At 73.0% G+C, this 26637-nt stretch carries 26 protein-coding genes; 12 read left to right on the top strand and 14 right to left on the bottom strand.

Annotated elements, in window-relative coordinates:
- Positions 1-4: 4 nt before the first annotated feature.
- Genes AB0G11_RS12960 through AB0G11_RS12945 form a run of 4 tightly spaced genes read left to right on the top strand, consistent with a single transcriptional unit; the run spans position 5 to position 3837 of the window.
- Positions 5-1006 (top strand): ABC transporter substrate-binding protein, encoded by a 1002-nt coding sequence (locus AB0G11_RS12960; RefSeq protein ID WP_357585772.1) that lies wholly within the window; start codon positions 5-7, stop codon positions 1004-1006.
- Positions 1003-1818, top strand: a complete 816-nt coding sequence (locus AB0G11_RS12955) for a siderophore-interacting protein (protein ID WP_357585770.1) — start codon at positions 1003-1005, stop codon at positions 1816-1818. Before AB0G11_RS12960 ends, AB0G11_RS12955 begins: the two co-directional genes overlap by 4 nt.
- Positions 1808-2791 carry an iron chelate uptake ABC transporter family permease subunit gene (locus AB0G11_RS12950; RefSeq protein ID WP_357585768.1) on the top strand — a complete coding sequence of 328 codons (984 nt, stop codon included), beginning with the start codon at positions 1808-1810 and terminating at the stop codon, positions 2789-2791. Before AB0G11_RS12955 ends, AB0G11_RS12950 begins: the two co-directional genes overlap by 11 nt.
- On the top strand, positions 2788-3837 hold the full coding sequence (locus tag AB0G11_RS12945) for an iron chelate uptake ABC transporter family permease subunit (protein WP_357585766.1): 1050 nt from the start codon (positions 2788-2790) through the stop codon (positions 3835-3837). The genes AB0G11_RS12950 and AB0G11_RS12945 overlap by 4 nt, the downstream gene beginning before the upstream one ends.
- A gap of 13 nt (positions 3838-3850) precedes the next feature.
- Here the strand turns inward: AB0G11_RS12945 and AB0G11_RS12940 are convergent, their stop codons facing one another.
- Together AB0G11_RS12940 and AB0G11_RS12935 are read right to left on the bottom strand one after the other, a co-directional pair.
- Entirely contained in the window at positions 3851-4579 is a 729-nt protein-coding gene (locus AB0G11_RS12940) for a glyoxalase (protein WP_357585764.1), read from the bottom strand.
- A 50-nt stretch (positions 4580-4629) separates the two neighbouring features.
- Complete coding sequence (locus AB0G11_RS12935) at positions 4630-5202, bottom strand: TetR/AcrR family transcriptional regulator (RefSeq protein WP_219510591.1); 573 nt, start codon at positions 5200-5202, stop codon at positions 4630-4632.
- A 72-nt stretch (positions 5203-5274) separates the two neighbouring features.
- On the opposite strand from AB0G11_RS12935, the gene AB0G11_RS12930 reads away from it, so the two are divergent.
- On the top strand, positions 5275-5847 hold the full coding sequence (locus AB0G11_RS12930) for a dihydrofolate reductase family protein (protein WP_219510589.1): 573 nt from the start codon (positions 5275-5277) through the stop codon (positions 5845-5847).
- Between the two features lie 12 nt (positions 5848-5859).
- Positions 5860-6018 carry a hypothetical protein gene (locus AB0G11_RS12925; protein ID WP_357585762.1) on the top strand — a complete coding sequence of 53 codons (159 nt, stop codon included), beginning with the start codon at positions 5860-5862 and terminating at the stop codon, positions 6016-6018.
- A gap of 60 nt (positions 6019-6078) precedes the next feature.
- On the opposite strand, the gene AB0G11_RS12920 is transcribed toward AB0G11_RS12925, so the two are convergent.
- Complete coding sequence (locus AB0G11_RS12920; RefSeq protein WP_219510585.1) at positions 6079-6432, bottom strand: hypothetical protein; 354 nt, start codon at positions 6430-6432, stop codon at positions 6079-6081.
- Positions 6433-6636: 204 nt separating this feature from the next.
- Between AB0G11_RS12920 and AB0G11_RS12915 the strand changes: the two genes are divergently transcribed.
- Together AB0G11_RS12915 and AB0G11_RS12910 are read left to right on the top strand one after the other, a co-directional pair.
- Positions 6637-8019, top strand: a complete 1383-nt coding sequence (locus tag AB0G11_RS12915) for a hypothetical protein (protein ID WP_357585760.1) — start codon at positions 6637-6639, stop codon at positions 8017-8019.
- Positions 8016-9317 carry a family 43 glycosylhydrolase gene (locus AB0G11_RS12910; protein WP_357585758.1) on the top strand — a complete coding sequence of 434 codons (1302 nt, stop codon included), beginning with the start codon at positions 8016-8018 and terminating at the stop codon, positions 9315-9317. Before AB0G11_RS12915 ends, AB0G11_RS12910 begins: the two co-directional genes overlap by 4 nt.
- On the opposite strand, the gene AB0G11_RS12905 is transcribed toward AB0G11_RS12910, so the two are convergent.
- From AB0G11_RS12905 to AB0G11_RS12880, 6 genes are all read right to left on the bottom strand, one after another.
- Complete coding sequence (locus AB0G11_RS12905) at positions 9314-9892, bottom strand: dihydrofolate reductase family protein (RefSeq protein ID WP_219515053.1); 579 nt, start codon at positions 9890-9892, stop codon at positions 9314-9316. The two genes, AB0G11_RS12910 and AB0G11_RS12905, sit on opposite strands and share 4 nt — an antisense overlap.
- Before the next feature lie 88 nt (positions 9893-9980).
- A complete protein-coding gene (locus AB0G11_RS12900; RefSeq protein WP_246646555.1) occupies positions 9981-11150 on the bottom strand; it encodes an FAD-dependent monooxygenase in 1170 nt (389 codons plus the stop codon).
- A 98-nt stretch (positions 11151-11248) separates the two neighbouring features.
- The gene (locus AB0G11_RS12895) at positions 11249-12568 is read right to left on the bottom strand and encodes a hypothetical protein (RefSeq protein ID WP_219515051.1); all 1320 of its coding nucleotides are present in this window, start codon (positions 12566-12568) and stop codon (positions 11249-11251) included.
- Positions 12565-13419, bottom strand: coding sequence for a hypothetical protein (locus AB0G11_RS12890; protein ID WP_357585756.1), 855 nt, complete (start codon positions 13417-13419; stop codon positions 12565-12567). The genes AB0G11_RS12895 and AB0G11_RS12890 overlap by 4 nt, the downstream gene beginning before the upstream one ends.
- Entirely contained in the window at positions 13416-15449 is a 2034-nt protein-coding gene (locus AB0G11_RS12885; protein WP_357585754.1) for a right-handed parallel beta-helix repeat-containing protein, read from the bottom strand. Before AB0G11_RS12885 ends, AB0G11_RS12890 begins: the two co-directional genes overlap by 4 nt.
- A gap of 27 nt (positions 15450-15476) precedes the next feature.
- The gene (locus tag AB0G11_RS12880) at positions 15477-16454 is read right to left on the bottom strand and encodes a WYL domain-containing protein (RefSeq protein ID WP_219515035.1); all 978 of its coding nucleotides are present in this window, start codon (positions 16452-16454) and stop codon (positions 15477-15479) included.
- Positions 16455-16540: 86 nt separating this feature from the next.
- On the opposite strand from AB0G11_RS12880, the gene AB0G11_RS12875 reads away from it, so the two are divergent.
- Positions 16541-16969: a VOC family protein gene (locus tag AB0G11_RS12875; RefSeq protein WP_219515032.1), complete on the top strand. Its 429-nt coding sequence runs from the start codon at positions 16541-16543 to the stop codon at positions 16967-16969.
- Between the two features lie 3 nt (positions 16970-16972).
- Here the strand turns inward: AB0G11_RS12875 and AB0G11_RS12870 are convergent, their stop codons facing one another.
- From AB0G11_RS12870 to AB0G11_RS12850, 5 genes are read right to left on the bottom strand one after another with little or no spacing between them, the layout of a single operon-like run.
- Entirely contained in the window at positions 16973-17788 is an 816-nt protein-coding gene (locus AB0G11_RS12870) for a carbohydrate ABC transporter permease (RefSeq protein ID WP_219515031.1), read from the bottom strand.
- Positions 17781-18659: a sugar ABC transporter permease gene (locus AB0G11_RS12865; RefSeq protein ID WP_357585752.1), complete on the bottom strand. Its 879-nt coding sequence runs from the start codon at positions 18657-18659 to the stop codon at positions 17781-17783. The genes AB0G11_RS12870 and AB0G11_RS12865 overlap by 8 nt, the downstream gene beginning before the upstream one ends.
- Before the next feature lie 3 nt (positions 18660-18662).
- Positions 18663-19907 carry a sugar ABC transporter substrate-binding protein gene (locus AB0G11_RS12860; protein WP_357585750.1) on the bottom strand — a complete coding sequence of 415 codons (1245 nt, stop codon included), beginning with the start codon at positions 19905-19907 and terminating at the stop codon, positions 18663-18665.
- A gap of 21 nt (positions 19908-19928) precedes the next feature.
- A complete protein-coding gene (locus AB0G11_RS12855) occupies positions 19929-21575 on the bottom strand; it encodes a beta-N-acetylhexosaminidase (RefSeq protein ID WP_357585748.1) in 1647 nt (548 codons plus the stop codon).
- Positions 21572-22816 carry a Gfo/Idh/MocA family oxidoreductase gene (locus AB0G11_RS12850; RefSeq protein ID WP_357585746.1) on the bottom strand — a complete coding sequence of 415 codons (1245 nt, stop codon included), beginning with the start codon at positions 22814-22816 and terminating at the stop codon, positions 21572-21574. Before AB0G11_RS12850 ends, AB0G11_RS12855 begins: the two co-directional genes overlap by 4 nt.
- A 141-nt stretch (positions 22817-22957) precedes the next feature.
- Here AB0G11_RS12850 and AB0G11_RS12845 point away from each other — a divergent pair, with 141 nt between their 5' ends.
- Genes AB0G11_RS12845 through AB0G11_RS12835 form a run of 3 tightly spaced genes read left to right on the top strand, consistent with a single transcriptional unit; the run spans position 22958 to position 26336 of the window.
- Complete coding sequence (locus AB0G11_RS12845; protein ID WP_219515024.1) at positions 22958-24124, top strand: ROK family transcriptional regulator; 1167 nt, start codon at positions 22958-22960, stop codon at positions 24122-24124.
- A gap of 44 nt (positions 24125-24168) precedes the next feature.
- On the top strand, positions 24169-25959 hold the full coding sequence (locus tag AB0G11_RS12840; RefSeq protein ID WP_357585744.1) for a discoidin domain-containing protein: 1791 nt from the start codon (positions 24169-24171) through the stop codon (positions 25957-25959).
- Between the two features lie 5 nt (positions 25960-25964).
- Positions 25965-26336, top strand: coding sequence for a hypothetical protein (locus tag AB0G11_RS12835; protein ID WP_357585742.1), 372 nt, complete (start codon positions 25965-25967; stop codon positions 26334-26336).
- The last annotated feature ends 301 nt before the right edge of the window (positions 26337-26637 follow it).

Genomic DNA, 26637 nt, shown 5'->3' with positions numbered 1-26637 from the left:
TCTGATGCACTCTGCCCAGCTCCGGCGTGCCGCCGGAGTCCCGCTTCTCGCGCTCGCCCTGGTCGCCGGGTGCGGCTCGGCCCCGTCCGGCGAGCAGCCGGCCGCCGCCGCCGCCGCGACCCGCGTGTTCGCCGCCGACAACGGCCAGGTCACCATCCCCGCCGACCCCCAGCGGGTCGTCGCCACCGGGTACGCCGTGCCCGCGCTCATCGAGGCCGACGCCGCGCTCGTCGGCGTCTCCCTGTGGAAGCGCGGCCTGCCGCTGATGTCGCAGGAGGACCGGGCCACCTACGACCGGCTGGAGAAGATCGCCGGCGAGACCGCGGCCGAGACCAACTACGAGGCCATCGCCAAGGTCAAGCCGGACCTCATCGTCATCGGCGTCCCCGCCCCGGTGCTGGCCGACGTGGACATGGACCGGCTCGAGTCCATCGCCCCCGTCGTCGCCATCGGCCCGACCGTCCCGTCCGCGTGGCGCGAGCTGTCGCAGCGGCAGTCCGACGCCGCCGGCCGCGCCGCGAACTTCGGCCAGGCCAAGGCCGCCTACGAGAAGAAGGCCGCCGAACTGGCCGCCAAGTACCGGGAGGCGCTGGCGGGCATGAAGTTCGGCCACGTCGGCTCGTACGGGGAAGCCGCGAAGGGGACGTTCCAGCGCGAGTTCGCCGGCTCCTGGGGCACCAACATCGCCCAGGACGTCGGCGTCACCTACTACGGACAGGTCAAGAAGAAGGGCGGAGGGAGCAGCGACGTGTCGGAGTACCCGTCGATCGAGGAGCTGCCGGCCAGTCTCGGCGAGGCCGACGCGATCACGTACTCGGTGCGGCCCGACGGCACGCCGAACGAGTCGGTGAAGTACGTGCTCGACTCCCCGCTGTGGAAGAACCTCCCGGCGGTCAAGGCCGGGAAGGCGTTCCCGATCCGCTACACCGAGGCGGCCACGTACGACTCGGCGCTGATGACGCTGGACGCCGTCGACCAGGCGCTCGCGCCGCTGGCGGCGTCATGAGCGCCGACCGCCGCGACCCCGGCCCCAAGGTCGCCGCCCACCACGCCGCCGGGACCGGCCTGATCCGCGTCCCGTACCCGATCGGCGTGCGCACCGTCCGGGTGGCCGCCCGCGAGCTGGTGACGCCGCGCATGCTGCGGCTCACCCTCAAGGGGCCGGAGCTGGACGGCTTCCACACCTACCAGGCCGACGACCACGTCAGGATCGTCTTCCCTGACCCCGACGGCGCCCACCGGGTCCCGGTGCCCAACGACAGGCTGATGCTCGACTGGCCCCGGCCGATGCCGCCGACGCGCAAGTTCACCGTGCGGCGCCACGACGCGGCGGCCCGCGAGCTGGACCTGGACATCGTGCTGCACGACGGCGGCCTGGCGAGCGGATGGGCGGCCTCCGTCGCGGTCGGCGACCCGGTGACGGTCGCCGGGCCGCCGGGGGCCAAGACGTTCCCGCACACCTACGGCCACTACGTGTTCGCCGTCGACGCGACCGCGCTGCCGGCGGCGGCCCGCTGGCTGGAGGAGTCGCCGCCGGACGTCTCCGCCCACCTGGTGATCGAGACCGACGACGCCGTCGAGCACGGCTACCCGCTCGCCGAGCGGGCCGGCGTGGAGGTCGTCCGGCTCGTCCGCGAGCACGGGCGCTCGGCGCTGGCTGAGACCGTCCAGGGGCTGAAGCTGCCGGACGTCCCCGCGTTCCTGTTCGCCGCCGGGGAGACGGGCGACCTCAAGCCGCTGCGCCCGTGGAGCGAGGGCCGGCTGGACGCGCTGTTCACCGGCTACTGGAAGCGCGGAGTCGCCGGGCTTGAAGACTGAGTACCGCCCGGCCGTCCTCGCCGCGTCGGTGGCGCTGCTGCTCGCCGTGGCGGTCGCCAGCCTCTGCGTCGGCGCGCAGGCGCTCACCCCGGCTGACGTGTGGCGGGCGCTCACCGGCTCCGGCGGCGGCGACGCGTACCTGATCGTGAACGAGGTGCGGGTGCCGCGCACCGTCCTGGGCGTCTGCGTCGGCGCGGCCCTCGGCACCGCCGGCACGCTGGTCCAGACGCTGACGCGCAACCCGCTCGCCGAGCCGGGCATCCTGGGCGTGACGGCGGGAGCCGGGTTCGCGATCAACGTCGGCGGCGTGCTGGGCCTGGCGTCCGGGCAGGCGGCGCAGCTCGCGCTCGCCTCGCTCGGCGCCGTGCTCGCCGCCCTGCTCGTGTACGCGCTCGGCTCGGCCGCGCCGCTGCGCCTGGTGCTGACCGGAGTGGCGCTCAGCGCCGTGCTCTCCGGCGTCTCGCTCGGGCTGCGGCTCATGTTCCCCGACGTGTTCGACCGGTTCAGGTTCTGGTCCGTGGGGTCGCTGGCCGGGCAGGAGCAGCTCCCGCTCGCCCTGCCCGCCGGGGCCATCGCCGTCGCGCTGGTGTGCGCCGTCCTGGTCACCAGGCCGCTGAACGCGCTCATGATGGGCGAGGAGGTCGCGCGGGCGCTCGGCGGGCACGTGCTGCGCACCCGCGTGTCGGTGCTGGTGCTCGTGACCCTGCTGGCCGGGGCCGCCACCGCCGCCGCCGGGCCGATCGCGTTCCTCGGGCTGATGGTGCCCCACCTGGCCAGGCGGCCGGCGGGCGCGTCGATCCCGTGGCTGATGGCGTACACGATGGTGCTCGGGCCGGTGCTGCTGCTCGCCTCGGACATCGGGGCGCGCGTGCTGCTGCCGACCGGCGAGGTGCCCGTGGCCGTGGTGACGGCGTTCGCGGGCGCGCCGGTGCTCATCTGGGCGGTACGGCGGCGCGGGGCGGCGCCGGCATGACCGGCTCCCCGGCGGCCCCGGCGCGGCGTGCGGGCGCCCACCTGGTGCTGCGCGCGGGCCCGTACTCGGTCAGGACCGGGCGCAGGACGCTCGCGGTGTCGCTGGCGCTGGTGCTCACGGCGCTCGGGCTCGGGCTGCTGGGGCTGTGCGCCGGCGGGTCGTGGACGCCGCCGACGGAGGTGCTGGCGGCGCTGGCCGGGCACGGCGACGAGGTCGTGGTGGTGCGCGAGTGGCGGCTGCCCCGGGTGGCCGCCGCGCTGGTGTTCGGCGCGGCGCTCGGCCTGGCGGGCGCGGTCTTCCAGAACCTCACCCGCAACGCGCTCGGCAGCCCCGACGTCGTCGGCCTCGACGCGGGCTCCTACACCGGGGCGCTGTTCGCCATCACCGTGCTGGGCGGCACGTCCGCGCAGCTCGCGGCCGGTTCGATCGCCGGTGGCCTGGCCGCCGCCGCTGCCGTGTACGCGCTGTCGCTCAGGTCCGGCCTGAGCGGCATGCGCCTGGTCGTCGTCGGCATCGCCGTGAACGCGATGCTGACCGCGCTCAACGCGTGGATCGTGCTGCGCGCCGAGCTGGAGATCGCCATGGCCGCGACCGGCTGGAGCGCGGGATCGCTCAACGGCGTCGACTGGGACGAGCTGGCCCTGCCGTTCGCCGTGGTCGCCGCGCTGGCCGGGCTGCTGGCCGTGCTCTCCCCCGGCCTGCGGCAGGCGGCACTCGGCGACGACCTCGCGGTCGCCTCCGGCGTGCGGCTGAACCGGCTGCGGCTGCTGCTCGTCCTGGCGGGCGTCGGCTGCACGGCCACGGTGACGGCGGTGGCGGGGCCGATCGTGTTCGTCGCGCTGGCCGCGCCGCAGATCGGGCGGCTGCTGACGGGCGCCGCCGGGGTGGCGCTCGCCCCGGCGGCGCTGGCCGGGGCGGTGCTCCTGCTGGCCGCCGACCTGGCCGCGCAACTCCTGCTGGCGCCGGTCGCGCTGCCCGTGGGCGTGGTGACGACGGTGATCGGCGGCTGCTACCTGATCGGCCTGCTCGTCCGGCGGGCCCGCTGACGAGCCGCGCGGCTCACGGCAGCCAGGCGGGGAGCGCGGCCAGATGCCCGAGCTCCGCCTCGACGCGCCGCCGGTCGTCCTCGGTGAGCGTCAGGCCGCGCAGCTCGGCGATCCACGGCTCGGCGGGCTCCCCGAGCGCCGTGGCCAGGTCGGCGAGGTTCCCGAGGGCGACGGCCCGCTCGGCCGCGGCGGCGCCCGCGCCGTGCCTGCGCATCCCGGACTTGAGAGCCCGGTACGCCTGAAGGTCGTCGTTCTTGAACTCGCGCAGGATCCGCGCGTTGTCGATCACCTTGGCCAGGCCGGTCAGCTTCTTCGAGCCGCCGTACTCCAGCTCGTCCGGCTCGTCACGCCGGACGAAGGTGATCACGTTGCCGGACGGGTCGACCAGCGTGAACCGGGACGCGCCCGGCCGGTAGCGGGTGATCCTGGGCAGTCCGCTGTCCAGCACCTTCCCGTACGCCCGGCGCATCGCCGCCGCGAACGCCGCGTGGTAGGGCGCCACCTCGTCGACCAGGACCAGGCAGTGGGCGGACTCCTCCCGGGCCGGGTCCAGCCCCCGGGGCGCCGGTCCGAAGCGCAGCTGGAACCCGCTCCACTCCAGCGCCAGGTACACGTACGGCTTGCTCTGCCTGTAGACCGCCCTGAACCCCAGCGTCTCGTAGAACGCCAGGGTGTCCTCCATCGACGCGCACGGCATCAGCGGCACGGTCGTCTCGTTCGGCCTGACCTCGGGCTCGCTCATCCTCCGATGCTCACACCGTTCGGCGCGGCTCGCACATGGACCGTTCCGGCTCAGGGGTGCAGCGATCTGCGCACGGCGGCGTCGATCAGGTCGTGGACCTGCTCGTCGGTGAAGATGTCCGGCAGCGTCAGCTTCTCCACGATGAGCCAGTTGAGCGCCAGGTAGAGCAGCAGCACCGAGGTCGGGTCGCCGGGCAGCCCGGAGGCGGCGTGGTAGGCGACGTTGGCGTCGATGTCCTGGCGGATGCGCTCGGTCAGCACCGCGCGCAGCTCGGGACGCCGGGTCGACTCCAGCCGCAGCTCCAGCAGGGCCAGGTAGCCGGTGTTGAAGGCGGAGATCCGGTCCACCAGCTCGTGCATGAGCGCGGCGTAGCGGGCCTGGTCCTGGACGCCCTCCTGGGCACGGGCGACGGTCGCCGCGTCGGGCAGCAGGCGCTCGTAGATCCGGCCGCCGACCTGGGTGAACAGATCGTCGCGGGTGGGGAAGTAGTTGGAGGCGGTGCCGACGGGCACCCCGGCCTCGGCGTCGACGGCCCGGAACGTCAGCCCTCTTGCGCCCTCCCTGGCCAGCACCTCGATGGCCGCGTCGATCAGCGCCAGCCGGCGTTCGGGATTCGTACGCACTTGACACCACTCCACTTGTAGTACTACGGTGAAACCACTTCAAACATAGTACTACATACGGAGTTGAGCGGTATGCGAAAGCTTGTCTACTACATCGGCGTCTCCCTTGACGGCTACATCGCCGGCCCCAACGCCGAGTTCGACTTCTATCCCGTGTCCGACCAGATGATCGCCTGGATCAACGAGCGCTACCCGGAGACGCTGCCCACCCACATCCGCAAGCTCGTCGGCCTGGAGAACGCGCCCAACCAGGTGTTCGACACGCTCGTGATGGGCCGCGGCACGTACGAGCCCGCGCTGGAGGTCCCCACCACCAGCCCCTACTCCCACCTGCGCCAGTACGTGGTCTCCAGCACGCTGAAGATCGACGACCCAACGGTGACGGTGGAGACCGGCGACCCCGTCGAGCTCGTCAAGCGGCTCAAGGCCGAGGACACCGGCATGGACGTCTACCTGTGCGGAGGCGGCAAGCTCGCCGCCACCCTGCTCCCGGAGATCGACGAGATCATCCTCAAGAGCTATCCCGTGGTGGCGGGCGCGGGCGTCCCGATGTTCTCCGGCGCGTTCCGGCCCACCCTGTTCACGCCCGCGCAGCGCAAGTCCTTCGACAACGGCACCCAGGTCACCTGGCTCACCCGAGCCTAGACAGGAGCACGCATGCACATCCGCCTTCCCGACTCCATCACCGGCGACCGGACCGGCGACCGGGCCCGCACGCCGCACCGGCACGGGCACCCGGCGCGCGACCTCAAGCCCGCCCCTCGCCCTCCGCTCCCCCGCCGCCAGTCCGCCGCCCCACGCCGCACCGGCTACTGACCGCGCCCACGCCCGTCGGGCCGGCCTCCGGAGACTCCCGGAGGCCGGCCCGACGAGGATCTAGCAGAGGCTGTTCCAGTCGATCGCCTTGCCCGCAGCGGCCTTGATCATCCGGCATGCGATGGCGGCCAGCCCGCCCGTGTAACCTCCGACGATCGTGCACACCGCCATGCCGAACAGCTGATAGACGGCATAGACGGCGCCGGCCCGCCAGCACCTGAAGCCGTCCACCGCCGAGGCGTCCGGCGGCATCGCCGGCGACTGCGGGATCGCCTGGATCTGCTCGGCGTTCAGCCCCGCCGCCAGCTCGTCCAGCACGGCGTCCGCGCCGTCCCCGAACTGCGCCAGCACCTCGGCCACCGCCGGGTGCTCCCGCAGCGCCGTCTTCCTGTCCTCGTCGCTCATGAGCGTCATGCGACGTCCCTCCTTCGTGCCGATGCGCGCACCGCCTGCCGGTTCGCGCCCCGCCACCCAGACAAGCCGGGCCGCCGGGGTGTCCAACAGGGCGTCGGACGAAGCCGTCCGGACCCGGACGGCCGGCGACCATTCGTCGGACACTCTCGGTCACGGTTCATACACTGGACGTCACACGGACCGTCAAGAGGAGGAGGGGATGCGATGAGCGAAGACCTCACGCAGGCTCCCGGGCCCGCGCTGGAGCGGGTGAACTGCCACGAGAGCCTGGTGAAGGCGCTGGCCGAGCAGTTCGCCCGGGCCGACGTGTCGCTGCGGGAGCTGCAGGCGCGGGCCGACCGGGCGGGCGGGGCGCGGCTGCCGCGCGCCACCTGCGCCGACATGCTCGCGGGCCGGCGCTTCCCCAAGAAGGCGGTGATGGTGGCGTTCCTGCGAGCCTGCCGGGTGCCCGAACCGCACATCCCCGCCTGGGAACGCGCCTGGGAACGCGTCCGCCTCAACCGCCTCCCCCTCACCCACCCCCCGACCCCCCAGTCCCCTACCGGCCAGCTCCCACCCGGCCCCGATCCCACCCACCCCCCAGCCCCACCCCCCGGAGCCGCCCCACCCGCCACCCCGCCCGGAACTGCCCCCTCCGGGACCTGGCCGTTCGGGGCCGGTCCCTCCGACCCCAGCCCCTCCGGGCCCAGCCCCTCGGGCGCAGGCCCGTCCGGGGCGTGGCCCTCAGGGGCGTGGACGCCTGAGGCCGGCAACTCCAGGGCCGAGCCCCCTGGGGCCGCCGCCTCGGGCGCGGGCCCATCCACTGCCTGGCCCACCGGCACCGCGCCCTCCGGCACCGGCACCGGGGCCGGGGCCTCGGGCGCAGGCCCGTCCGAGGCCGCAGCCTGGGCCGGGCCCGCCACCGGGCCGTCCGGCGCCGCACCCTCCGGGGCCGCGCCCTCCCGACCGGCCTCTCTGGAAGTAGGGCGGAGGGCAGGGCGGCGGCGGAAGGTGGTGTTGGTGGCCGCCGGGTTGACGGTGGTGGCGGGGGTGGGGGTGAGCGTCGCGTTGACGGCGGCACCGTGGGGTGGCACGCCGGACACGCTGTCCCGGCGCACCCTGGTGCCCGGCCACATCGTGAGCGACGACGGCCGCGCGTTCCCCCGTGGCGGCCGGAGCCGGTTCACGGTGACGGTGGAGCCGCGCAACACCGGCGTCCGCCTGATCCGCCGCCTGGACGTGGGGGTGGCCCTGCAGCACGCCTCCATCACGGTGAACGGCCTGCCCGCCGGCGAGTGGCGCCCGCTCATGGGCGACGACGTCTACAAGTGGCGCAACCAGGTCGTCGAACTGCCACCGGAGCTGACGGCCGGGCGGCGCAAGCTGACGGTGGTCAACACGTCGCTCTCCTCCTCCGGCTTCAACGAGTTCCTGTACGTCGTGGAGCAGCGGCTGGACGGCGCGTGGGAGACGGCCGACACGGTGGACGTCGGCGAGTCGCACGCCTCCAGCGAGGCCGCGCACGACTACGGCACGGTCGGCGAGGACTGGGCCGACACGCAGACGTTCGCCTACCCGCCCCGACCCGAGGACTGGACTGTCGAATGAGTCTCCTGCGTGCCCTGCTGGCAGCGGCCCTGCCCCTGACGGCCGCCGCCCCGGCGGCCACCGTGCCCCCGGCGGCCGTGATCTCCACGGACTTCCCGGACCCGGACGTGATCGAGGCGGGCGGGACGTTCCTCGCCTACTCCACGAGCAGCGGCGCGGGGAACATCCCCTTCGCCACGGCGCCGGCGGCGGACGGCCCGTGGACGGTGCGCGGCGACGCGCTGCCCGTCCGCCCGTCCTGGGCGGTGGCCTGCGGGGGCGGCGCCGACTGCGGCCTGTGGGCGCCTGACGTGTCGCGCCGCCCGGACGGCCGCTACCTCATGTACTTCACCGCGCCCAGCGCCGCCGCGGGCCGTCGCTGCATCGGCGCGGCGCTCGCGGACGGCCCGCTCGGCCCGTTCCGGCCGCTCGGTGACGGCCCGCTGGTGTGCGACCCGAGCGAGGGCGGCGCGATCGACCCGGCGAGCTTCACCGATGCCGACGGCAGGCGCTACCTGCTCTACAAGAACGACGGCAACGCGGTGCGCAGGCCGGCGATCGTCTGGCTCCAGCGGGTGCTCGACGACGGCGTCACGTTCACCGGCCCGCGCCGCGAGCTCATCCGCAACGACGCGCCGGAGGAGCACGGCGTGATCGAGGCGCCGGTCCTGGTCAGGCGTCCCGGCCAGTACGTGCTGTTCTACTCGGGCGGCCCGTACGGCGACGACCGCTACTTCACGGGTTACGCCGTGGCGCCGACGCTGGCGGGGCCGTTCACGAAGGCGTACCGGCCGTTGCTGACGACCCGCACGCTAGGCGGGGCGGTGCGCGGGCCGGGCGGCGCGGACGTGCTCGGCGACCGCCTCTTCTTCCACGGCTGGGCGGGCACGGCCCGCTGGATGTACGCGGCGAGCCTGGGCTGGGCCGACGGGTTCCCGGTGGTGCGGGGCAGCAGGGTCCGGTACGAGGCCGAGCGGGGCACGATCCACCACGCGAGGGTCCGCTCGGGCGCGGCCGGGGCTTCGCAGGGCGCCGTCGTGGCCGGGCTGGACCATGACGACAGCTGGGTGGACCTGCGCGTGTTCGCGCCGGCGGCCGGGACCTACACCGCGTACGTCACGTACGCGGCGGGGTACGGCCATGCGCAGCACACCGTGACCGTGAATGGTTCGTCCGCGTTCGTACTGGACTATCCCGACCACGGCTGGGACCGGTGGAAGGAGGTCCCGGCCACGGTCACGCTGGTCCAGGGCTGGAACACGCTGCGCTTCCGGCACCACAGCCGGTGGGCCGAGCTCGACCACGTCGAGCTGGCCTAGCGGCGGACCTTGTAGAGCAGGTGCAGCACCCGGTTCCCCCGGACGACCACGTGCGGGTCCTCCAGCAGGTGCTGGGCGTCGACGGAGCCGAAGTAGCGCTTGCCGGAGCCGAAGACGACGGGCACGACGTCCATCGCCACCTCGTCCACCAGGCCGAGCGCGAACGCCTGCCCGCCGACGTCGCCCGCCGCGACGGCGACGGTGCGCTCCCCGGCGAGCTCCTTGGCCTTGGCGACCGCTTCGGCCACGTCGCCGACGAAGTGGTAGGACGCCTCGGGGTGCCAGCCTTCGGGCTTGGGCCGGTGCGACACCACGACGACGTGCTCGGCCGCCGGCGGCGAGCCGTCCCAGCCGTTGGTCATGTCGAACAGGTGCCGCCCGATCACCATCGCCCCCATGCCCGCCCAGATCGGGCGGACGTAGTCGGCCGACGCCTGCGACACCCTGATCGGGCTGCCTTCGGCGAGCTCGGCGTCGCCGTTGCCGTACCACTCGAACAGTGGGCCGACCTGGTCGTCCAGGTCGGCGATGAAGCCGTCGACCGACACCACGTTGTGCATCACCACGGTGCTCATCAGGTCTCCTTCGTGCGTCGCGTTCTGTCCTCTCGCCTGTGCGTCGACCGAGCGGCGCCGGAATCGACACGGCTTCCGGAAATTTCTCCTACGTGGCGGACCGGCGGCCGGGCAGCAGCCGGGCGGCCTTGGAGCCGAGGCTGACGCCCTGGTAGTAGAGCCGGGGCGGCACGTGCGGGAGGAGCCGCGAGTGCCGCCGGCTGCGCAGCGCGTGCAGTTGCTCCGGCGGCAGGCCGATGTAGCGGGTCAGGTTCTCGTACCACCGGGCGCTGTAGCGGGCGTCGCGCTGGGTGAGCCGGAGCGCGCCCCGGCGGTCGCGCCCGTAGCGGGCCAGGGCGGGCTCCAGGCTCTTCTCCTCGACCAGCGCCTCGACCAGGTAGGTGGCGTCCTCCAGGGCGAGCGCGGTGCCGGCGCCGACGGAGTAGTGCGTGGTGTGGGCGGCGTCGCCGAGCAGGACGAGGTTGCCGCGGTGCCAGGTCCGGTTGGTCACGGTGCGGAAGCGCTGCCAGCGCGCGCCCGCGCCGCCGATCAGCGGGTTCCCGTCGAGGATGTCGGCGAACAGCTTCTCCAGCAGCACCAGCATCTCGGCCTCGTTCGCCCGGTCCAGGCCAAGCGCCTGCCAGGTCTGCGGGTAGCACTCGATGACGCAGGTGCTGCGGTTCTCGCCGTAGCCGTAGCCGTAGCACCAGATCCAGCCGTGCTCGGTCTCGGTGAAGGCGATGGTGAAGCCGTCGAACAGCTTCGTCGTGCCCAGCCACACGTACGGGTTGCGGCCGGTCGTCACCTTGGTCCCGAAGTGTTCGGCGTGGCGTTCGCGCAGCGCGCTGCCCGCGCCGTCGCCGGCGACGATCAGGTCCGCCCCGGCCACGTCGTCCTCCCCGGTGATCTCGCGCTCGTACTCGACGCGGACGCCGAGTGAGCGGGCCCGGTCGGCGAGGATGCCGAGCAGTTCGCGGCGGCCGATGCCGAAGCCCTCGTCCCAGTTCTCGCCGCCCAGGCTGGCGCGGTCGTGGACGTTCATGATCCAGCTGTCCCAGCGGTACGAGCTCTTCCTGATCGCCTCCGCCGACTCGGGGTCGGCGCTGAGCAGGTCGTCGAGGAGCTCGCCCCAGAAGGTCACTCCCCAGCCGTACGTGGATCCGGCCGGATTCCGTTCATAGACGGTGATGTCGTACGCCGGGGCGACCTGCTTCATCAGGATCGAGAAGTACAGGCCGGCCGGTCCCCCGCCGACGCACGCGATTTGCACATCTGCCATAAGCGTGGCCTTCCCTCGGCCGCCCCCGGACCGCGCACGCCAGTACGGAGCTTCACCGGCTCATGACCATCTCCATCCGGTCACCGGCAGAAAGGTCGCTATGCGGCCAGGAGGAGGGTGAGCCCGCCGAGCGTGTAGCAGACCATGAGGATGAACAGCGGGATCTGCCCGGCGACGGCCTTGGCGGGGGCGAACAGCCGTACCGAGCGGTCGTGGGCGGCGATCACGCCGAGCACGTGCCCGGCGACGATGGACACGACCTGCACGGTGGCGATCGTGCCCGGCGAGACCACCGCCTCGTCCACGGTGCGCGAGGCGGTGCCGAGCAGGTCGAGGCCGGTGTCCAGCGGGTCCGACGCGAGGATGAACGCCCGCTGCCCCTCGATGACCAGCAGCGAGAAGTAGTGGGCGACGAGGTAGCCGACGGCGATGGGCACCAGCGAGTGGGCGAAGGCCCGCAGGTTGCCGTCGCCGGGCCGCCGGGAGCCGCCGATCAGGCCGGCGACGCCGATGCACGCGCCGTACAGCAGGGCGACCCCGGCGACGGCGGCGAGCAGGCCGAGCGTGCCGGTGGCGGTCGGGCCGGCGGCGGCGCTCTGCAGGGTGTCCACCCACACGGGGGCGTCGGAGAAGCCGTCGTAGGCGGTGGAGGCGAGCATGACGCACACCAGCGCCACCAGCCCGGGGACGGGCGTCACCGCGTCCAGGCCGTGGAACGGGTTGCGCAGCACGATCCTGCCGTCGGCGCGGCGGCCGAGCGGGGCCAGCCGTCCGATCAGCGCCGAGTACGCCTCGAACGCGTCGGCCCGGTCGAACCAGCGCGGCCCGTACACGAGTGACCCGGTCAGGTGCACGGCGGCGTAGCAGCCGAAGAACGCCAGCATGGAGGAGTTGGCGGCGGGCTCGGGGGCGACGAGCTCCAGCCAGGTGAAGGCGAGCAGCCCGGCCGCCGCCGGCCAGTGGCCGAGCCACGCGGGCGGCTCCCGGTCGCGGCGCCGCCCCGGCAGCCGGGCGAGTGCGGCGTGGACGGCGCGCAGCGGGTTGACCAGCCGCCACACCGGCCCGAACAGCAGCGACGCGGGCACCAGGCCGACCCAGAAGACGACGTAGACGAGCGTGGCCGCCGCGTTGCGCTCCGGGTCGTCTGGCCCGAACGCGGCCAGGAACACCGTGAACGCGGCTCCGGCCAGGCCGAGCGCGCGCAGCGCCGTCCGGGTGGCGGGGGCGTCGGCGAGCCGTTGCATCACGTGCGGCAGCGCCAGGCCGGCCTCCCGGCCGCGGAACTTCGACTCGGCCCAGAGCACGGCCAGCCCGAGGAACGACACGACGAGCGCGGCCAGCGCCCCCGCGAACGCGTAGAACGCGGGGATCGGCAGGTCGTGGCGTGACCCGATGCCGTGCGCGAGGATGCCGCTCATCGGACGACGAGCTGGGTCAGGACGAGGCGGGAGTCGTGGGTCTCCACCTCGAACAGGCCGCTGCGGTCGGCGGTGAACTCGAGGACGAGCGGGGTGCCCGGGGTGAGGGGGCGTTCGAGGTCGAAGCCGTGCACGTGGACGGTGTCGGCCCGGTCGCCCGTGACCTCCAGCCGCACCCGGCCGCCCTTCGCGACCTCGACGCGGCCGGGTGGCGGCGTCACCTTGCCGCCACTGACGCTGACGGCGACGGTGACCGGCGCGGGGCCGGTGGCTGTCGCGGGGCCGGTGGCTGTCGCGGGGCCGGTGGCTGTCGCGGGGCCGGTGGCTGTCGCGGAACCGGTCGTGTTCGCCTCCGGGGCGGGTCCCTCGACGGTGGCGGTGCCCTCCACCGGCTTGCCGGCCACCGACCAGAGCGTGTGGTCGTCGGCGCTCAGGCGGGCGGCGAGCGTGTGGCTGCCCGGCGGCACGGCCTCGCGCGGCAGGTGGTGCCAGGGGCCGTACAGCCGGGCGATCTTCTTGCCGTCGAGGTAGAGGTGGGCGTGCCCGGTGCCGGGCAGCGCGGCCCCGCCGACGCTGTCGGGGGTGAACGTGAACCGCTCGGTGACCAGGCGCAGGTTCCAGCCCGAGTCGCTGTCGGGCCGCACCTCCAGGCGCACCGAGGGGGCCTCGGCGGCGGGGACGTCGCGGGTGCGGTGGTCGCCGTGGGCGTGCGGCGGCCCGGGGGTGCCGGCCGAGGCGGTGGCGGGCGCGTGGTCGGTGCCGGGCCGGTGGTGCGTGGTCACCGGCTCGCCGCACCCGCCGAGCAGCAGCGCCGCCGCCACGGCCAGGACTCCGAGGGGGAGGCGCGTCATGCGGCCGCCTCGGCGGCGACGGGCTCGGGCGCCCTGCTGCCCGGCGGGCGCGGCGCGAGGCGCACCACCGCCCACAGCACCCACACGATCGCGAACAGCACCCGCAACCAGGCCGGGCTGAGCGGCAGCCACGGGATCAGCATCAGCGACTTGTCCACCGCGTCGAGCAGCGTCAGCACGCCGAACACGACGGTGGCGCCGCCGAAGAAGCGGTACGGGCGTCGCAGGGCCAGTCCCATGCCGGTCAGCCCCGCGCCCAGGAGCAGCAGGGCCGCGGCGGGCAGCAGCGTGTGGTCCTGGGCGGCGCCGGGGACGTCGAGCGCCAGCCCGGCCAGCGCGAGCGCCGCCGACACCGTCCCCAGCCTGCCGGCGCCACGCAGCCGCCGCCACCACAGCAGCGCCACCAGCAGCCCGAGCAGCACGGACGTGCCGAGCGTCACCTGCACCTCGACCCTGGCCAGGCCGGACGCGCCGAACCAGTCGCACCCGGCGGGCAGCCGCCGCTCGGTCACGCTGTACTCGGCGCACACCAGCGAGTGGGCGAGCTTGGCGGGCTCGCCGACCACCCGGTGGGAGCCGGGCCCGGCGAGCTCGCCGGCCTTGCCGCCGCAGCCCGGCACCACGTACGGGCTGGTCGCGGCCCGGGTGTCCCAGCAGTTGCGGCTGCCCTGGCCGTCCCAGAAGACGTCGGTGGCGTTGGGCCGGACCGAGCCGTCGGGGGCGACGCCGAGCCGGTTGCCGCCGTAGAAGTTGTCGTGCGAGGTGTCGGCCTGCTTGCCCAGCGCCTCCTCGCCGCGCAGGAACGCCGGAGCCCACAGCAGCATGAACGCGGTCCTGTCGTGCCCGTAGACCCAGTTGCCGCGGTAGACGTTGTGGTTGCCGCCCGCCGTCAGGATGCCGGTGCCGGGCGCGACGCCGATCTGGGGGCAGACCACGCCGCTCTCGTAGCCGCGCTGCCCGGCGGGCTTGGCGCAGGTGCCGTCGCGGACGTGCCGGTAGTAGTTCTCGTTGTTGTCGTAGATCCTGTTGTTCTCGAACAGCGCGTGGTTCTGCGGGAGCCCGGGGTGGTCGGGGAACAGGCTGTCCATCGAGGCGCCGGCCATGTTGTCGTAGAAGTCGTTGTCGTGCGCCCAGACGGAGTTCCCGGCGGTGCCGGAGTAGCCGACCATGTTGTGGTGGCTCTTGCAGCGGCGGATCTCGATCGCGTAGCGGGGCACGTCGTGGCCCCGGCCGGCGTTGATGTCGGAGGCGCTGCCGGGGTAGATGCCGCTGTCGCCGTTGCCGTAGGACTCGCAGTCGGTGTAGAGGCCGTGGTCGGAGGCGAAGGTCAGGAAGCCGTACTCGTCGTTCCACCGGGTGAGCATGCGGTCGATGACGAAGCCGTCGGTGGCCAGGATGTAGAGCGAGTTGAACGTGGTCCGCTGGGCGGTGAAGTTGCGGAAGTAGACGCCGTCGGTCATGTCGGCGCGGATCGCGTTCAGCTTCCTGTACTGGGCGTCCACGACCACGTCGAGCGGGGACGCGCCGGTGCCCTCGATCTGGAGGTCCTGGATGCCGAGGATGGCGACCAGGTTCTGGTTGTGCGGGCACTGCTTCTGCTGCTCGAAGGAGAGGATCTGGTAGCCGAAGGAGGACCAGCGGGCCTGGAGGTTCGCGCAGGCGCCGGTGGGCTCGGGCAGGCTGGGCTCCTCCTGGTAGAGGCCGGGGAGGATCTTGATGGTGTAGCCGGGGCCCTTGACCTGGTCGACGGCCTCCTGGAGGTGGCGGAAGCCGTCCTTCTGGCAGCGTTCGAACAGGGTGAGGTTCTGCTCCTTGAGCGCGGCGGGGAAGGAGGCGACGCGCCGCTCGAAGTCGGCCCGGTCGCTCTTGCAGACGAGCAGTTCGGGGCCGGTGGTCCGGTAGACCGGCACGGTGCCCGAGCCGTCGGGGAACGTGACCGGGCGCTCCTCATGGGCGAGCGCCGGGGCCGCCTGGGCCAGGCATAACAGGGCGAGGAGGGCGGCCACCGCCAGCTTCCGCAGCATCGACATAGGGCAAAAGTAGAGCCAAGCTCATGTTCAGTCCACGCCCGGCGATGAATCGATACGGATGTCCGGTTCGTACTGGCGGACCAGCTCCCGCCCGATCCTCGCCAGCTCGGCGCGCACCTCCTCCGGCTCGACCACCTCGATCATGGCGCCCCACCCGGCGAGCTGCTCGGCGACCGCGCGCGGCATGTGCGCCGCGACACGCACCCGGACCCGCCCGCCGTCCTCCTCGGCGACGAGCTCGCAGTGCCGGCCGAAGTGCGTCCGCAGCACCGGGAAGAACCGGGCGCCGACCAGTACCTCGGCGTGGACGAGCGAGCGCCGCCGCTCCATCTCCGCCGCGACGCGCTCCCACTCCTCCTGAAGGTCGAAGCCGTCGGGCCGCTCGGCGGGCAGCTCGGTGACCTCCGCCCCGGCGACGCGGTCGACGCGGTACGTCCGCCGCCCGGCCGGGGTGCCCGCGACGAGGTACCAGATCCCGTCCTTGTCGACCAGGCCGAGCGGGTCCACGAGCCGTTCGGCCGCCTGCCCGTCCTTCCCCGGGTACGCGAGCCGTACCTTGAGCCTGCGCACCACGGCGGTCTGCAGCGACTCGACCAGGGCGGGCGGCTCCTTGCCTCGCTCCCCCCAGCCCGCCGGGTCCGACACGACGGCCCGCGCGGCGGCCTCGGCGTCGGCGCGGAAGGTGGCGGGCAGGGCGCGCACGAGCTTGCGCAGGGCGGAGGTCAGCTCGGGGGTCGCCGAGCCGGCCGGGCCGAGGACCAGGAAGAGCGCGCGCGACTCGGCGGCGTTGAGCCCGCTCAGGTCGGTCCTGGCGCCGCCGACGAGCTGCCAGCCGCCGCCGCGTCCGGGCTGCGGGTAGACGGGGATGCCCGCAGCGGACAGCGCCTCCAGGTCGCGGCGGGCGGTCGCGACGGAGGTCTCCAACTCCTCGGCCAGCTCGGCGGCGGTCACCCGGCCACGGGACTGGAGCAGCAGCAGGGCGGCAACGAGACGGTCAGCGCGCATGTCCGCCATTCTCTCCAGGAAAGTGCTCAGTTGATGAGCACTTTGAAGGGAAGAATGGAGACATCACCACGAGAAAGGCACCGGACATGCTGCGAGGACTCACCACCGCCACCTTCTACTCCCCCGACTTCGAGGCCACCAGGAGCTGGTACACCGAGGTGTTCGGCATCCCGCCCTACATGGACACGCCCGGCTACCTGGAGTGGCGCATCGGCGACTACCAGCACGAGTTCGGCGTCGTCAACAGCGCCTACGCCGGGAGCGAGCTGGCCAGGACCCCCTCCCCGCAGACCGTCGGGCAGCCGGCCGGGGCCGTCGTCTACTGGCACGTGGACGACGTGCCCGCGGCCCTGGAGAGGCTGGTGGCGCTGGGCGCCAAGGAGCACGACTCCCCGCACGACCGCGGCACCGGCTTCATCACCGCGAGCGTCATCGACCCGTGGGGCAACATCCTGGGCCTGATGTACAACCCGCACTACCTGGAGATCCTGGCCTCGCTCAAGGGCGGCGCGTGAGCGTCACCCCTTCGAGCCCGTGAACGCGATCCCCGCGATGAGCTGCCGCTGCATGACCACGAACAGCGCGATCACGGGCAGCGAGGCCACCACCGAACCGGCGAACAGGATGGGGAAGTTCGTCTGGAACTGCCCGCGCAGCGAGGCGAGCCCGGCCGACAGCGTCATCATCTCCGGATCGGTGTTGACCACCAGCGGCCAGAGCAGGCTGCTCCACGACCACATGACGGTCAGCAGCCCCAGCGCCAGCAGCCCCGGCCGCACCAGCGGCAGCATGATGTGCCAGTAGATCTGCAGCGGGTTGGCGCCGTCGAGCCGCGCCGCCTCGTCCAGCTCCTTGGGCAGCGTGAGGAAGAACTGCCGCAGCAGGAACGTGCCGAACGCCCCGAAGACGCCCGGCGCGATCAGCGCCTGCAGCGTGTTCAGCCAGCCGAGCCCCTGCATGATCTCGTAGCGCGGGATGATGAACAGCTCGCCCGGCACCATGAGCATGGCCAGGAACACCATGAAGATCGCGCCCCGGCCGGGGAAGCGCAGCCGGGCGAAGGCGAAGGCCGCCATCGAGCACAGCAGGAGCTGCCCCGCCGTGACGCCGACGGTGACCACCACCGTGTTGACGAACTGCCTGGCCAGCGGCACCGAGCGGAAGACCTCGGGGAAGTTGGACCACTCCCACGAGGGCGTGAACTTCGGCGGCACCCGCAGCGAGTCGGGCAGCGTCTGGAGCGAGACCACGACCTGCCAGACGAACGGCGCGATCATCACCAGCGCGCCCGCCGTCAGGATCACGTGAGCCGGCCACGTCCTGGCCCTACTCATAGTGCACCCACTTCTTCTGCAGCCTGAACTGGATGGCGGTCAGCACGAGGATCAGCCCGAGCAGCACCACGGCGATGGCCGCGGCCAGCCCGCGCTGGTTCTGCACGAAGCCCTTCTCGAAGAAGAGGTAGACGATCGTGCGACTGCCGTTCAACGCCGGGCTGTTCAGGTCGATCATGAGATAGACCAGGTCGAAGACCTGCAACGCGTTGATCATGGTGATCACGAGGACGAAGAACGTGGTCGGCGTGAGCAGCGGGAGCGTGATGCGGAAGAACTGCCGCAGCCGCCCCGCGCCGTCCATCGAGGCCGCCTCGTAGTACTGGCGCGGGATGCCCTGGAGCCCGGCCAGGAACAGCACGGCGTTGTAGCCGACCGAGCTCCAGACCCCGACGATCGCGATCGCGTAGATGGCGAAGTCGGGGTCGCCCACCCAGTACGGCCCGTCGATGCCCAGCTCGCCCAGGAAGTGGTTGATCGCGCCGAAGTCGCCGTTGAACAGGTAGCGCCAGGTCAGGCCGACGGCGGCGGGCATCGTGACGACGGGCAGGAAGTACAGCGTCCGGTAGACGCTCATGCCGCGCAGCCCCGGCACGTTCAGCAGTGCCGCCACGACGATCGCCACCGGCACGCCCGCCAGCACCAGCACCGCGTAGAGCAGGGTGTTGCCGAGCGCGCCCCGCATCTGGTCGTCGCCGAGCAGTTCGGTGAAGTTGTCCGTCCCCACCCAGGTGTGCCCGCCGAAGACGCCCGACTCGGTGAAGCTGAGATAGAGCGTCTGGGCGATGGGCCACAGGTAGAAGACGCCCAGGCCCAGCGCCATCGGGGCGATGAGGAGGTATCCCCACACCCACTCGCGCTTGGAGAGCATCCGTTACTCCTTGGCCAGGATCTCGTTCATCTGCGCCGCGATCTCCTTGGCGACGTCGGCGACCGGCCGCTTGCCCGACCAGGCGTCGGCCAGCAGCCTCTGCTGCACGTCCTGCCACTGCGCGGTGTTCAGCGTCGCCGGGTACGGCACGCCGTGCGGCATCGAGGCGTCGTAGGTCTCCTTCAGGTGGAAGGACGGGAACGCCTTGAACCAGCCGTCCTGCGTGCCCGGCCGGAGCGAGAGGGCGCCGCCGCCGCTGTCACTGAGGATCTTCTGCGCCTGCTCGGAGGAGACGAACTCGGCGAACGCCGCCGCCTCCGCCGGGTGCTCGCTCTTGGCCGACACGGCGTTGGCCAGGCCGAGCAGGATGACGGCCTCCTTCGCCGGGCCCGCGGGCAGCGGCGCCACGTCGATGCGCTCGCGGATCTCCGGGTTGGCCCAGAACGTGGAGGCGAACCAGACGCCGCCGTAGTACATGCCGTACTTGCCGGACTGGAAGAGCTGGATGGGGTCGGTGTCGGTGTAGACCTCGGCGACGGGCGCGACCTTGTCCTTGATCAGGCCGGTCCAGAACTCCAGGCCCTTGATCGAGGCCGGGTCGTCGAAGCCGCTCTTCTTGCCGTCGGGCGAGAGCACGTGGCCGCCCGCCTGGAGCATCGTCGGGTAGAAGCCGCCCTGGTCCCACATCGGGGCCAGGATGCCGAACTGCTTCTTGGCCGGGTCGGTCAGCTTCTTGGCCGCGGACTTGACGTCGTCCCAGGTCCAGTCGGCGGTCGGGTAGTCCAGCCCGGCGGCGTCGAAGATCTTCTTGTCGTACCAGAGGGCCGGGATGCTCACGTTGTGCGGCAGCGCGTACAGCTTGCCGTCGTAGCGGTAGCCGTCGACGACCGCGTCCGGCAGGCCCTCGGCCTTGGCCGCGTCGATCGGGGAGATGACGCCGCCCTTGGCGTACATGCGGACGTTGAGGCTGTTCATCCAGAAGACGTCCGGCGCCGCGCCGCCGGACGCGGCCGTCTGGAGCTTGGTCCAGTACTGGTCCCACGGGGTGATCTCCAGCTTGACCGTGACCTTCGGGTTGGCCTGCTGGAAGGCGGCGATGATCTTCTCGGCGCTGGCCTGGTCGTTCTTGTCCCAGATGGCGTACGTGATCGCGGCCTTGCCGTCGGCGGCCGGCTCGGAGGAGGAGCCGCAGCCCGCGGCGAGGACGGCGAGGGCGAGCAGCCCGGCCAGGGGGAGGCGGTGGCGCATGGTTTCTCCAGGTGGGGGGTGTCAGAACCGCAGGTTCGCGGTCCAGGCGGCGAGCTTGCCGTCGATCTCGGCCCTGGTCCGGGGGTGACCGGGGGCGTCGGGACGGCGCTGCCAGGGGTGCGGTCCGCCGGCCGGGCGATACTCCACGCCCAGCGCGTCGAGCCGCTTCTCGTGCACGGCGAGCCGGGCGAGGAACCCGCCGAAGTCGCGCTCCTCGCTCCACACCGCCTCGGCGAAGGCGGCCAGGCGCGGGAAGGCCATGTAGTCGAGCAGCCGCGGCGAGTCGATGTGCTCGGTCCACAGCGCCGCCTGCGCGCCGAGGATCCGGCCGCGCTCCTCTCCGGTCAGACCGGCGGGCACCGGGTCGAAGGCGTGCACCGCGTCCAGCGAGGTCACGCTGCCGATCGGCACCGGCTCCTGGTCGCCCTCGGCCTGGCGGAAGTCCAGGTACGTCTCCGCGAACGGCGAGACGACCACGTCGTGGCCGGACCGCGCGGCCAGCGTCGCGCACTTGTCCCCGCGCCAGGCCGCGACCGTGACCCCCGGCGGCAGGCCGCCCTCCAGGAGCTCGTCCCAGCCGAGCGGCTTGCGGCCCCGGGCCAGCAGGTAGTCGGTGAAGTGCCGCATCAGCCAGGTCTGCAGCTCCTCGGCGTCGCGCAGGTTCAGCTCGCGGATGCGCTCCTTGGCCGGGACGCTCTCGTTCCACTGGGTCTTGGGCACCTCGTCGCCGCCGACGCAGACGTAGTCGCCGGGGAAGAGCTCCAGCACCTCGTCCAGGACGTCGGTGAAGAAGGCGATCGTCTCGTCGGCGACGTTGAGCACGTTCTCGCCGACGCCCCACTCGGTGCGCACGTCCAGCGGGGTGTCCAGGTTGCCGAGCTGGGGGTAGGCGGCGATGGCGGCCTGGGTGTGGCCCGGCAGGTCGATCTCCGGGACGACCGTGACGAACCGGTCGGCCGCGTAGGAGACGATCTCCCTGATGTCCTCCTGGCTGTAGAAGCCGCCGTGCGGGCGGCCGTCGAACAGCCCGTGCCGCTTGGCGCCGCGCGGCGACTCGCGCCGCCAGGCTCCGACCTCGGTCAGCCTCGGGTACTTCCTGATCTCCAGCCGCCAGCCCTGGTCGTCGGTCAGGTGCAGGTGCAGGACGTTCAGCTTGTGGGTGGCCAGCAGGTCGATGTAGCGCAGCAGGTCGTTCTTCGGCAGGTAGTGGCGGGCCACGTCGATGAGGCAGCCGCGCCAGGCGTAGCGGGGGGCGTCGGCGATCGTGACGGCGGGGACCGTCCACGTACGGTCGCCGGTGCGGCCCGCCCGGAACGCGGCGGGGTCGAGGAGCTGGCGCAGCGTCTGGGCCCCGTAGAAGGCGCCGGCCGGAGCCGTGGCCTCGATCAGCACCGACGCGGGGGTGACGGTGAGCCGGTACTCCTCGGGGCCGAGCCCGTCGGTGAGGCGGATCTCGACGCCGCCGGGGCCTTCGGGCAGCGGCAGGCCGGTGGCCGGGCCGAGCGTCTCGCGCAGCCACGCCGCCGCCCTGGCGAGCGCCGGGTCGGCGGCCAGCGGCGTGGCGGCGTCGAACGTGAACCGCCCCGCCCCGGTGATGACCCGCGCGGGCGCGGGAACCACCCCACCGGCGGCGGTGGCGGCCGTTCTGGAGGCAGCGGGCGCCGTCACAGGGGCTGCACCGTCCTGGTCTCGCGGGCGCGCTCGGCGGCCCAGACGACGAGGTGCCCGGCCAGCGCGTCGGCCGCGCCGGCGCCGAGCGGCGCCTGGTCCCCGGTGGCGACGGCGTCGAGGAACGCCGCGACGAGCCCCGCGTCGCCGCCGCCGTGGCCGTCGGCCAGCGAGGCGCCCGCGCGGGTCCCGGTGTCGACGATCTCCTCGTCCCCGGTCACGAAGTCGACGACCCGGATCGTCCGCCCGTCGCCCTCGGCGTAGCCGCGCGTGCCGAACACGCGGGTCTTGCGGTGCTCCAGCGGCGTGAAGGCCGTCATGGTGAACGACACGGTCGCGCCCCGGGCGAACTCCATCGTCACCACCTGCTGGTCGACCACGTCGTTGTCGCAGTCGTACACGCAGCGCCCGTACGGGCCGGTCTCCAGCGCGCTCATGACGCCTGCCGTCGTTGCGTCGGTGGTGACCGGGCCGAGCGGCCAGAACTCCCGGTCCGGGTCGCCGAGGCAGCCCAGGTAGAGGCGCTTGGCCGAGTAGGCGCAGGCGGGCTCGACCGGGCAGCTCACGCACCGCGAGCCCGCGCCCTCCGGCCGGTTCTCGGGCCGGAAGTGGGTCAGCGAGCCGAACGAGGACACGCCGACGGGCCGGTCCCCGACGAGGTGGAGCAGCCAGTCGATGTCGTGGCAGGACTTGGTCAGCAGCATCGGCCCGGACTCGGCGGCGTTGCGCCAGGAGCCACGGACGAAGGAGTGGGCCATGTGCCACCAGCCGACCGGCTCCAGGTGCTGGACGCTGGAGATCGTGCCGAGCCTGCCGCCGTCGACGAGCTCCTTGAACACCTGGGTGTAGGCGGTGTAGCGCAGCACGTGGCAGACGGCGAAGACGACGCCGGCGCGCTCGACGGCCTCGACGATGCGGCGCGCCTCCGGCTCGGTGGGCGCCATCGGCTTCTCCAGCAGGATGGCGTAGCCCAGCCCGGCGAAGGCGATCGCGGGATCGACGTGCAGGCGGTCCTGGGTGGCGATGACCACGGCGTCGGCCAGTTTCGGCGCGGCGGCCAGCTCGGCCCAGCCGGTGAAGCGGGCCTCCTCGGACACGCCGTGCTCGTCGGCGAGCCTGTCGCGCCGGGCCGGGTCCGGGTCGGCCACGGCCACGATCCGCGCCCGTCCGCCGGCCGTCGCCGCGCGGGCGTAGATCTGGCCTCGGGCTCCTGCCCCGACGACGGCTAAGGTCACTGTCATATCTGCCCGAACTCCCCGATTTATTGTGGAGTCCATAGATATTCATGGATCCGGTCTTGCAGTCAAGACCCGCTTGGCCGATGATCCCCCTAGCAGCGGACCGACATCGTCTGGAGACCATCAATAGTGAGGAGAGAGCCCGTGCAGGTCAACGGCGGCGACCTACAGCGGCTGCGCCAGCTGAACCTGCTGAGCAGCATCCGCGCGCTGCGTGAGGCCACCGGCCCGCTGACGCTGACCGAACTGGCCGCGAGAACCGGGCTGTCCCGGGGCTCGATGGTCGACGTTGTCACCGACCTCCAGGACCGCGGCTGGATCGCCGAGGTCGAGCCCGCCCCCGGGGGCATGGGCCGCCCCGCCAAGCGCTACCGCTTCCGCGCCGACGCGGGACACGTGCTCGGCATCGACATAGGGGTGCACAAGGTCCTGGCCATCATCACCGACCTCGCCGGGCGGGCCGTCGCCAGCGGGCGGGTCGCCGTGACCCCCGCCACCACGCGCGACGAACGGCTGGAGGCCGTCGACAGGGCGATCGACGCCGCGCTCGTCGCCGGCGGCCTCACCACGCTCGACCTGTGGGGCGTCGCCGCCGGGAGCATCGGCGTCGTCAACCGGGAAGGCATGGTCACCCGCGTCACCGCGCTGCCCGACTGGGCCGGCGTCGACCTCATCGGCCATCTCGGCCGCCGCCTGTCGTGCCCGATCACCATCGAGAACGACAGCAAGCTCGCCGCCCTGGCCGAGCAGCGGCTGGGCGTCGCGGCCGGCGTCCGCGACCTGGTCTACCTGCACGCCGGCCGGCGGCCCGGGGCCGCGCTCATCCTCAACGGCCTGCTGCACCACGGCTTCAGCGGCGCCACCGGCGAGGTCGGCCTCATGGACATCACCGGCTGGCGCACGATGGCCGGCCACCTGGAGAACTCCCCCGCCGCCGCGGGCGCCGCCCCGGAGGACGCCGCCGGGCTCGTCTTCGCCTCCGCCCGCACCGGCGACCCCGCCGCCCTGGCCGCCGTCGACGCCTACGCCGATCAGCTCGCGCTCGGCACCGCCGCCATGGTGCTGACCCTGGACCCCGAGCTGGTCGTCCTCGGCGGCGGCTTCTCCCGCTCGGCGGACGTCCTGCTGCCCGCGCTCCGCCGCGCCCTCGAACCCCACTGCCTGCGCGTCCCCGAGATCCGGCCCTCGACGCTCGGCGAGGAGTGCGTCTCGCTGGGCGCGGCCTGCCTGGCCCTGGACCACGTGGACGACCGGTTCTTCTCACCGCAGGGCTCGATCTCCCGGCCCGCGGCCCCGCAACGCCTCACCTGATCCCCCCTGCCGGCTCGCCCGGCGCACCGCAGAAGGAAAGTGCCTTGCGCAAGTTGATCCCCCCGATGGTGGCCGCCCTGGCCCTCGCCGCCCTGACCGTGCCCAGCCCGGCCTCGGCCCACCCCGGCCCCAGGCCCGCCGCGTACCGCCTCGACTGTGACGGTCAGGCTCCCGGCAGCTCGTGCACGGTCGTGGCCAGCGGCAAGAGCCGCCCGAACCACGTGCAGGAGTTCGTCGCCACGGTCAGGACCGGCGAGCAGGTGTGGGCCCGCGACACCATCTACACGCGCGAGGGCCAGGCCCGCACCCGCCCCTTCCCCCTGCCCGCCGGGAACGTGACCGTCGACGTCTCCGTCACCTCCATGCCGGAGAAGAAGGCCGGCACGCCGCTGCGGCTCATGGCCTGGAACCTGTACGTGGGCGGCACCATCAACGGCCAGGAGAAGACGGGCCAGAACCTCGCCCAGCTCATCGAATACCTCAACGAGGTCAACCCGGACATCCTCTTCGTGGTCGAGGCGTACGGGTCCGGCGAGAAGATCCTCGACGGGCTCAACGCCGGACGCGCCGAGGACGACCGCTACACCGCCGCCCGGCTCACCCAGCCCGAGGACTACAGCGTCAACGGCGACAACCTGTGGATCTACACGAAGCTGGACATCCAGCAGGTCTACCCGCGTTACGCCGACGAGGACATCTCCTCCTTCAACCTCGGCGGCGCCCGCCTCGGCCTGCCCAACGGCAAGCACGTGCACGCGTTCAGCATGTGGACCTGGCACGAACTGTCGTCCAACTGGGACGGCCACGAGGCCGCCGTGCAGAACCTCTACGGCATGCCCAGGACCAAGACCGACCAGCAGCTCGCCGAGAACGACAACTTCCGCCGCGTCGCCATGGGCAAGTCCATCCTGGAGAAGGCGCTGCCGTCCTTCATCGGCGACGACGACGCCCCCGTGCTCATGGGCGGCGACCTCAACGCCTGGCCGCACCTCGACTGGACCGAGCAGTTCAAGAACGCGCGCGGCCACGCGGGCATGGTGCTGCCGTGGCCGCTCACCAAGATGTTCACCGACGCGGGCTTCACCGACACCTTCCGCCACGCCAACCCCGACGCCGGCCGCCACCCCGGCCGCACCTGGAGCTCGCTGAGCGGGTGGCGGTCCGCGCCCGCCCGCATCGACTACGTCTTCACGCGCGGCGAGGACGTACGCGTGCTCGGGTCGCGCATCGACGACCGGCGGCTCCCCCGCCACCAGGACAGCCCGCTCGACGACCCCTACCCGTTCTACTCCGACCACAGCTCGGTCATCACCGACGTGGTGATCCGGGGCAAGGGCACCGGCCCCGACCAGCCGGTCGTCCACGACGAGCCCGAGCACGCGCCCGGCGTCTGGCCCGAGGTCCCGGCCGGCACCCGGGTGCCCCCGGCCGAGCTCAGCGCCACGGCGAGCACGTTCAAGCCCGGCGCCGGCGACCCCGCCCGGGCCGTCGACGGCAACCTGACCACGGACTTCCACTCCTACTACCCCGGCCCGCCGCCGCAGCCCCACCACATCACCGTGGACCTGGGCAAGGTGCGCGAACTGTCCGCCGTACGCTTCCAGCCGAAGCTCCGCTACGACATGAACGGCACCGTCCGCCGGGGCGTCGTCCAGGTGAGCGACGACGGCGAGACGTTCCGCGACGTCAAGCGGGTCGAATGGCCGATGATGACCGCGCCCAACGACGTCGACCTGACCGGCGTCTCCGCCCGCTACATCCGGCTGCGCGCCGACTACGGCATGGGCGGCGCCACCGCTCTCGCCGAGATCATCCCGTACGAGGTCGCGCGCTGACGATTATGATCGCCCACCCGCTCGGCCACACCACGGCCGGGGCCGCGCTCACCGTACTCGGCGGCCCCGCGCTGTTCCTCGCCAGGCACGCCGTGTTCCAGCGCGTCGTCTCCGGCACCCTCCCGACCGGCCGCCTCATCGCCTCCGCCCTGCTCGTCGCCACCGCCGTGGCCGCGCACGGATTCACGCCCCGCACGGACCCGACGCCCCGTACGGATTCGGCGACCCGCCCGGGTCTGTGCGGCCCGCACGGGCCCAACCTCCCGCACGGGTCCGGCGGCCGCACGGGGACGGCGGCCCGCACGGGCAGCCCAGGCCACTTCGTGAGCACGCGGCGCGGTGGCGCCGACGAGCCGGCAACGCGAACCGCCCGGTGACACGCGCCCGGCGACCTGGACGTCCGGCAACGGGACCGCGCCGCGTCACGCCGTCCCGACCACCCCACCACCCCGCACCGGCCCGTACGCGCACCCCGCCGTAGCGGGCGGCTCGGACCACTTCGTGCCACGCGACCCGACGGCGGCCTGGCGCGGCCCGGTGGCGGCCCAGTGGCCCGGCCGGCTCCGACAGCCCGGCGCCCGGGCACCCGTGGCCCGGACCGCTTGGGGGCACCGCCGCGCGGGATCCCCCGGCCCCCACAGCCCCTGGAAGGTCCGGGGCGGCTCGGAGACCCCGAAG

This window comes from Nonomuraea sp. NPDC023979 (assembly GCF_040639085.1).
GTDB classification, from domain to species: Bacteria; Actinomycetota; Actinomycetes; order Streptosporangiales; family Streptosporangiaceae; genus Nonomuraea; species Nonomuraea ceibae.
This window is presented reverse-complemented; position numbering and strand designations above follow the sequence as displayed.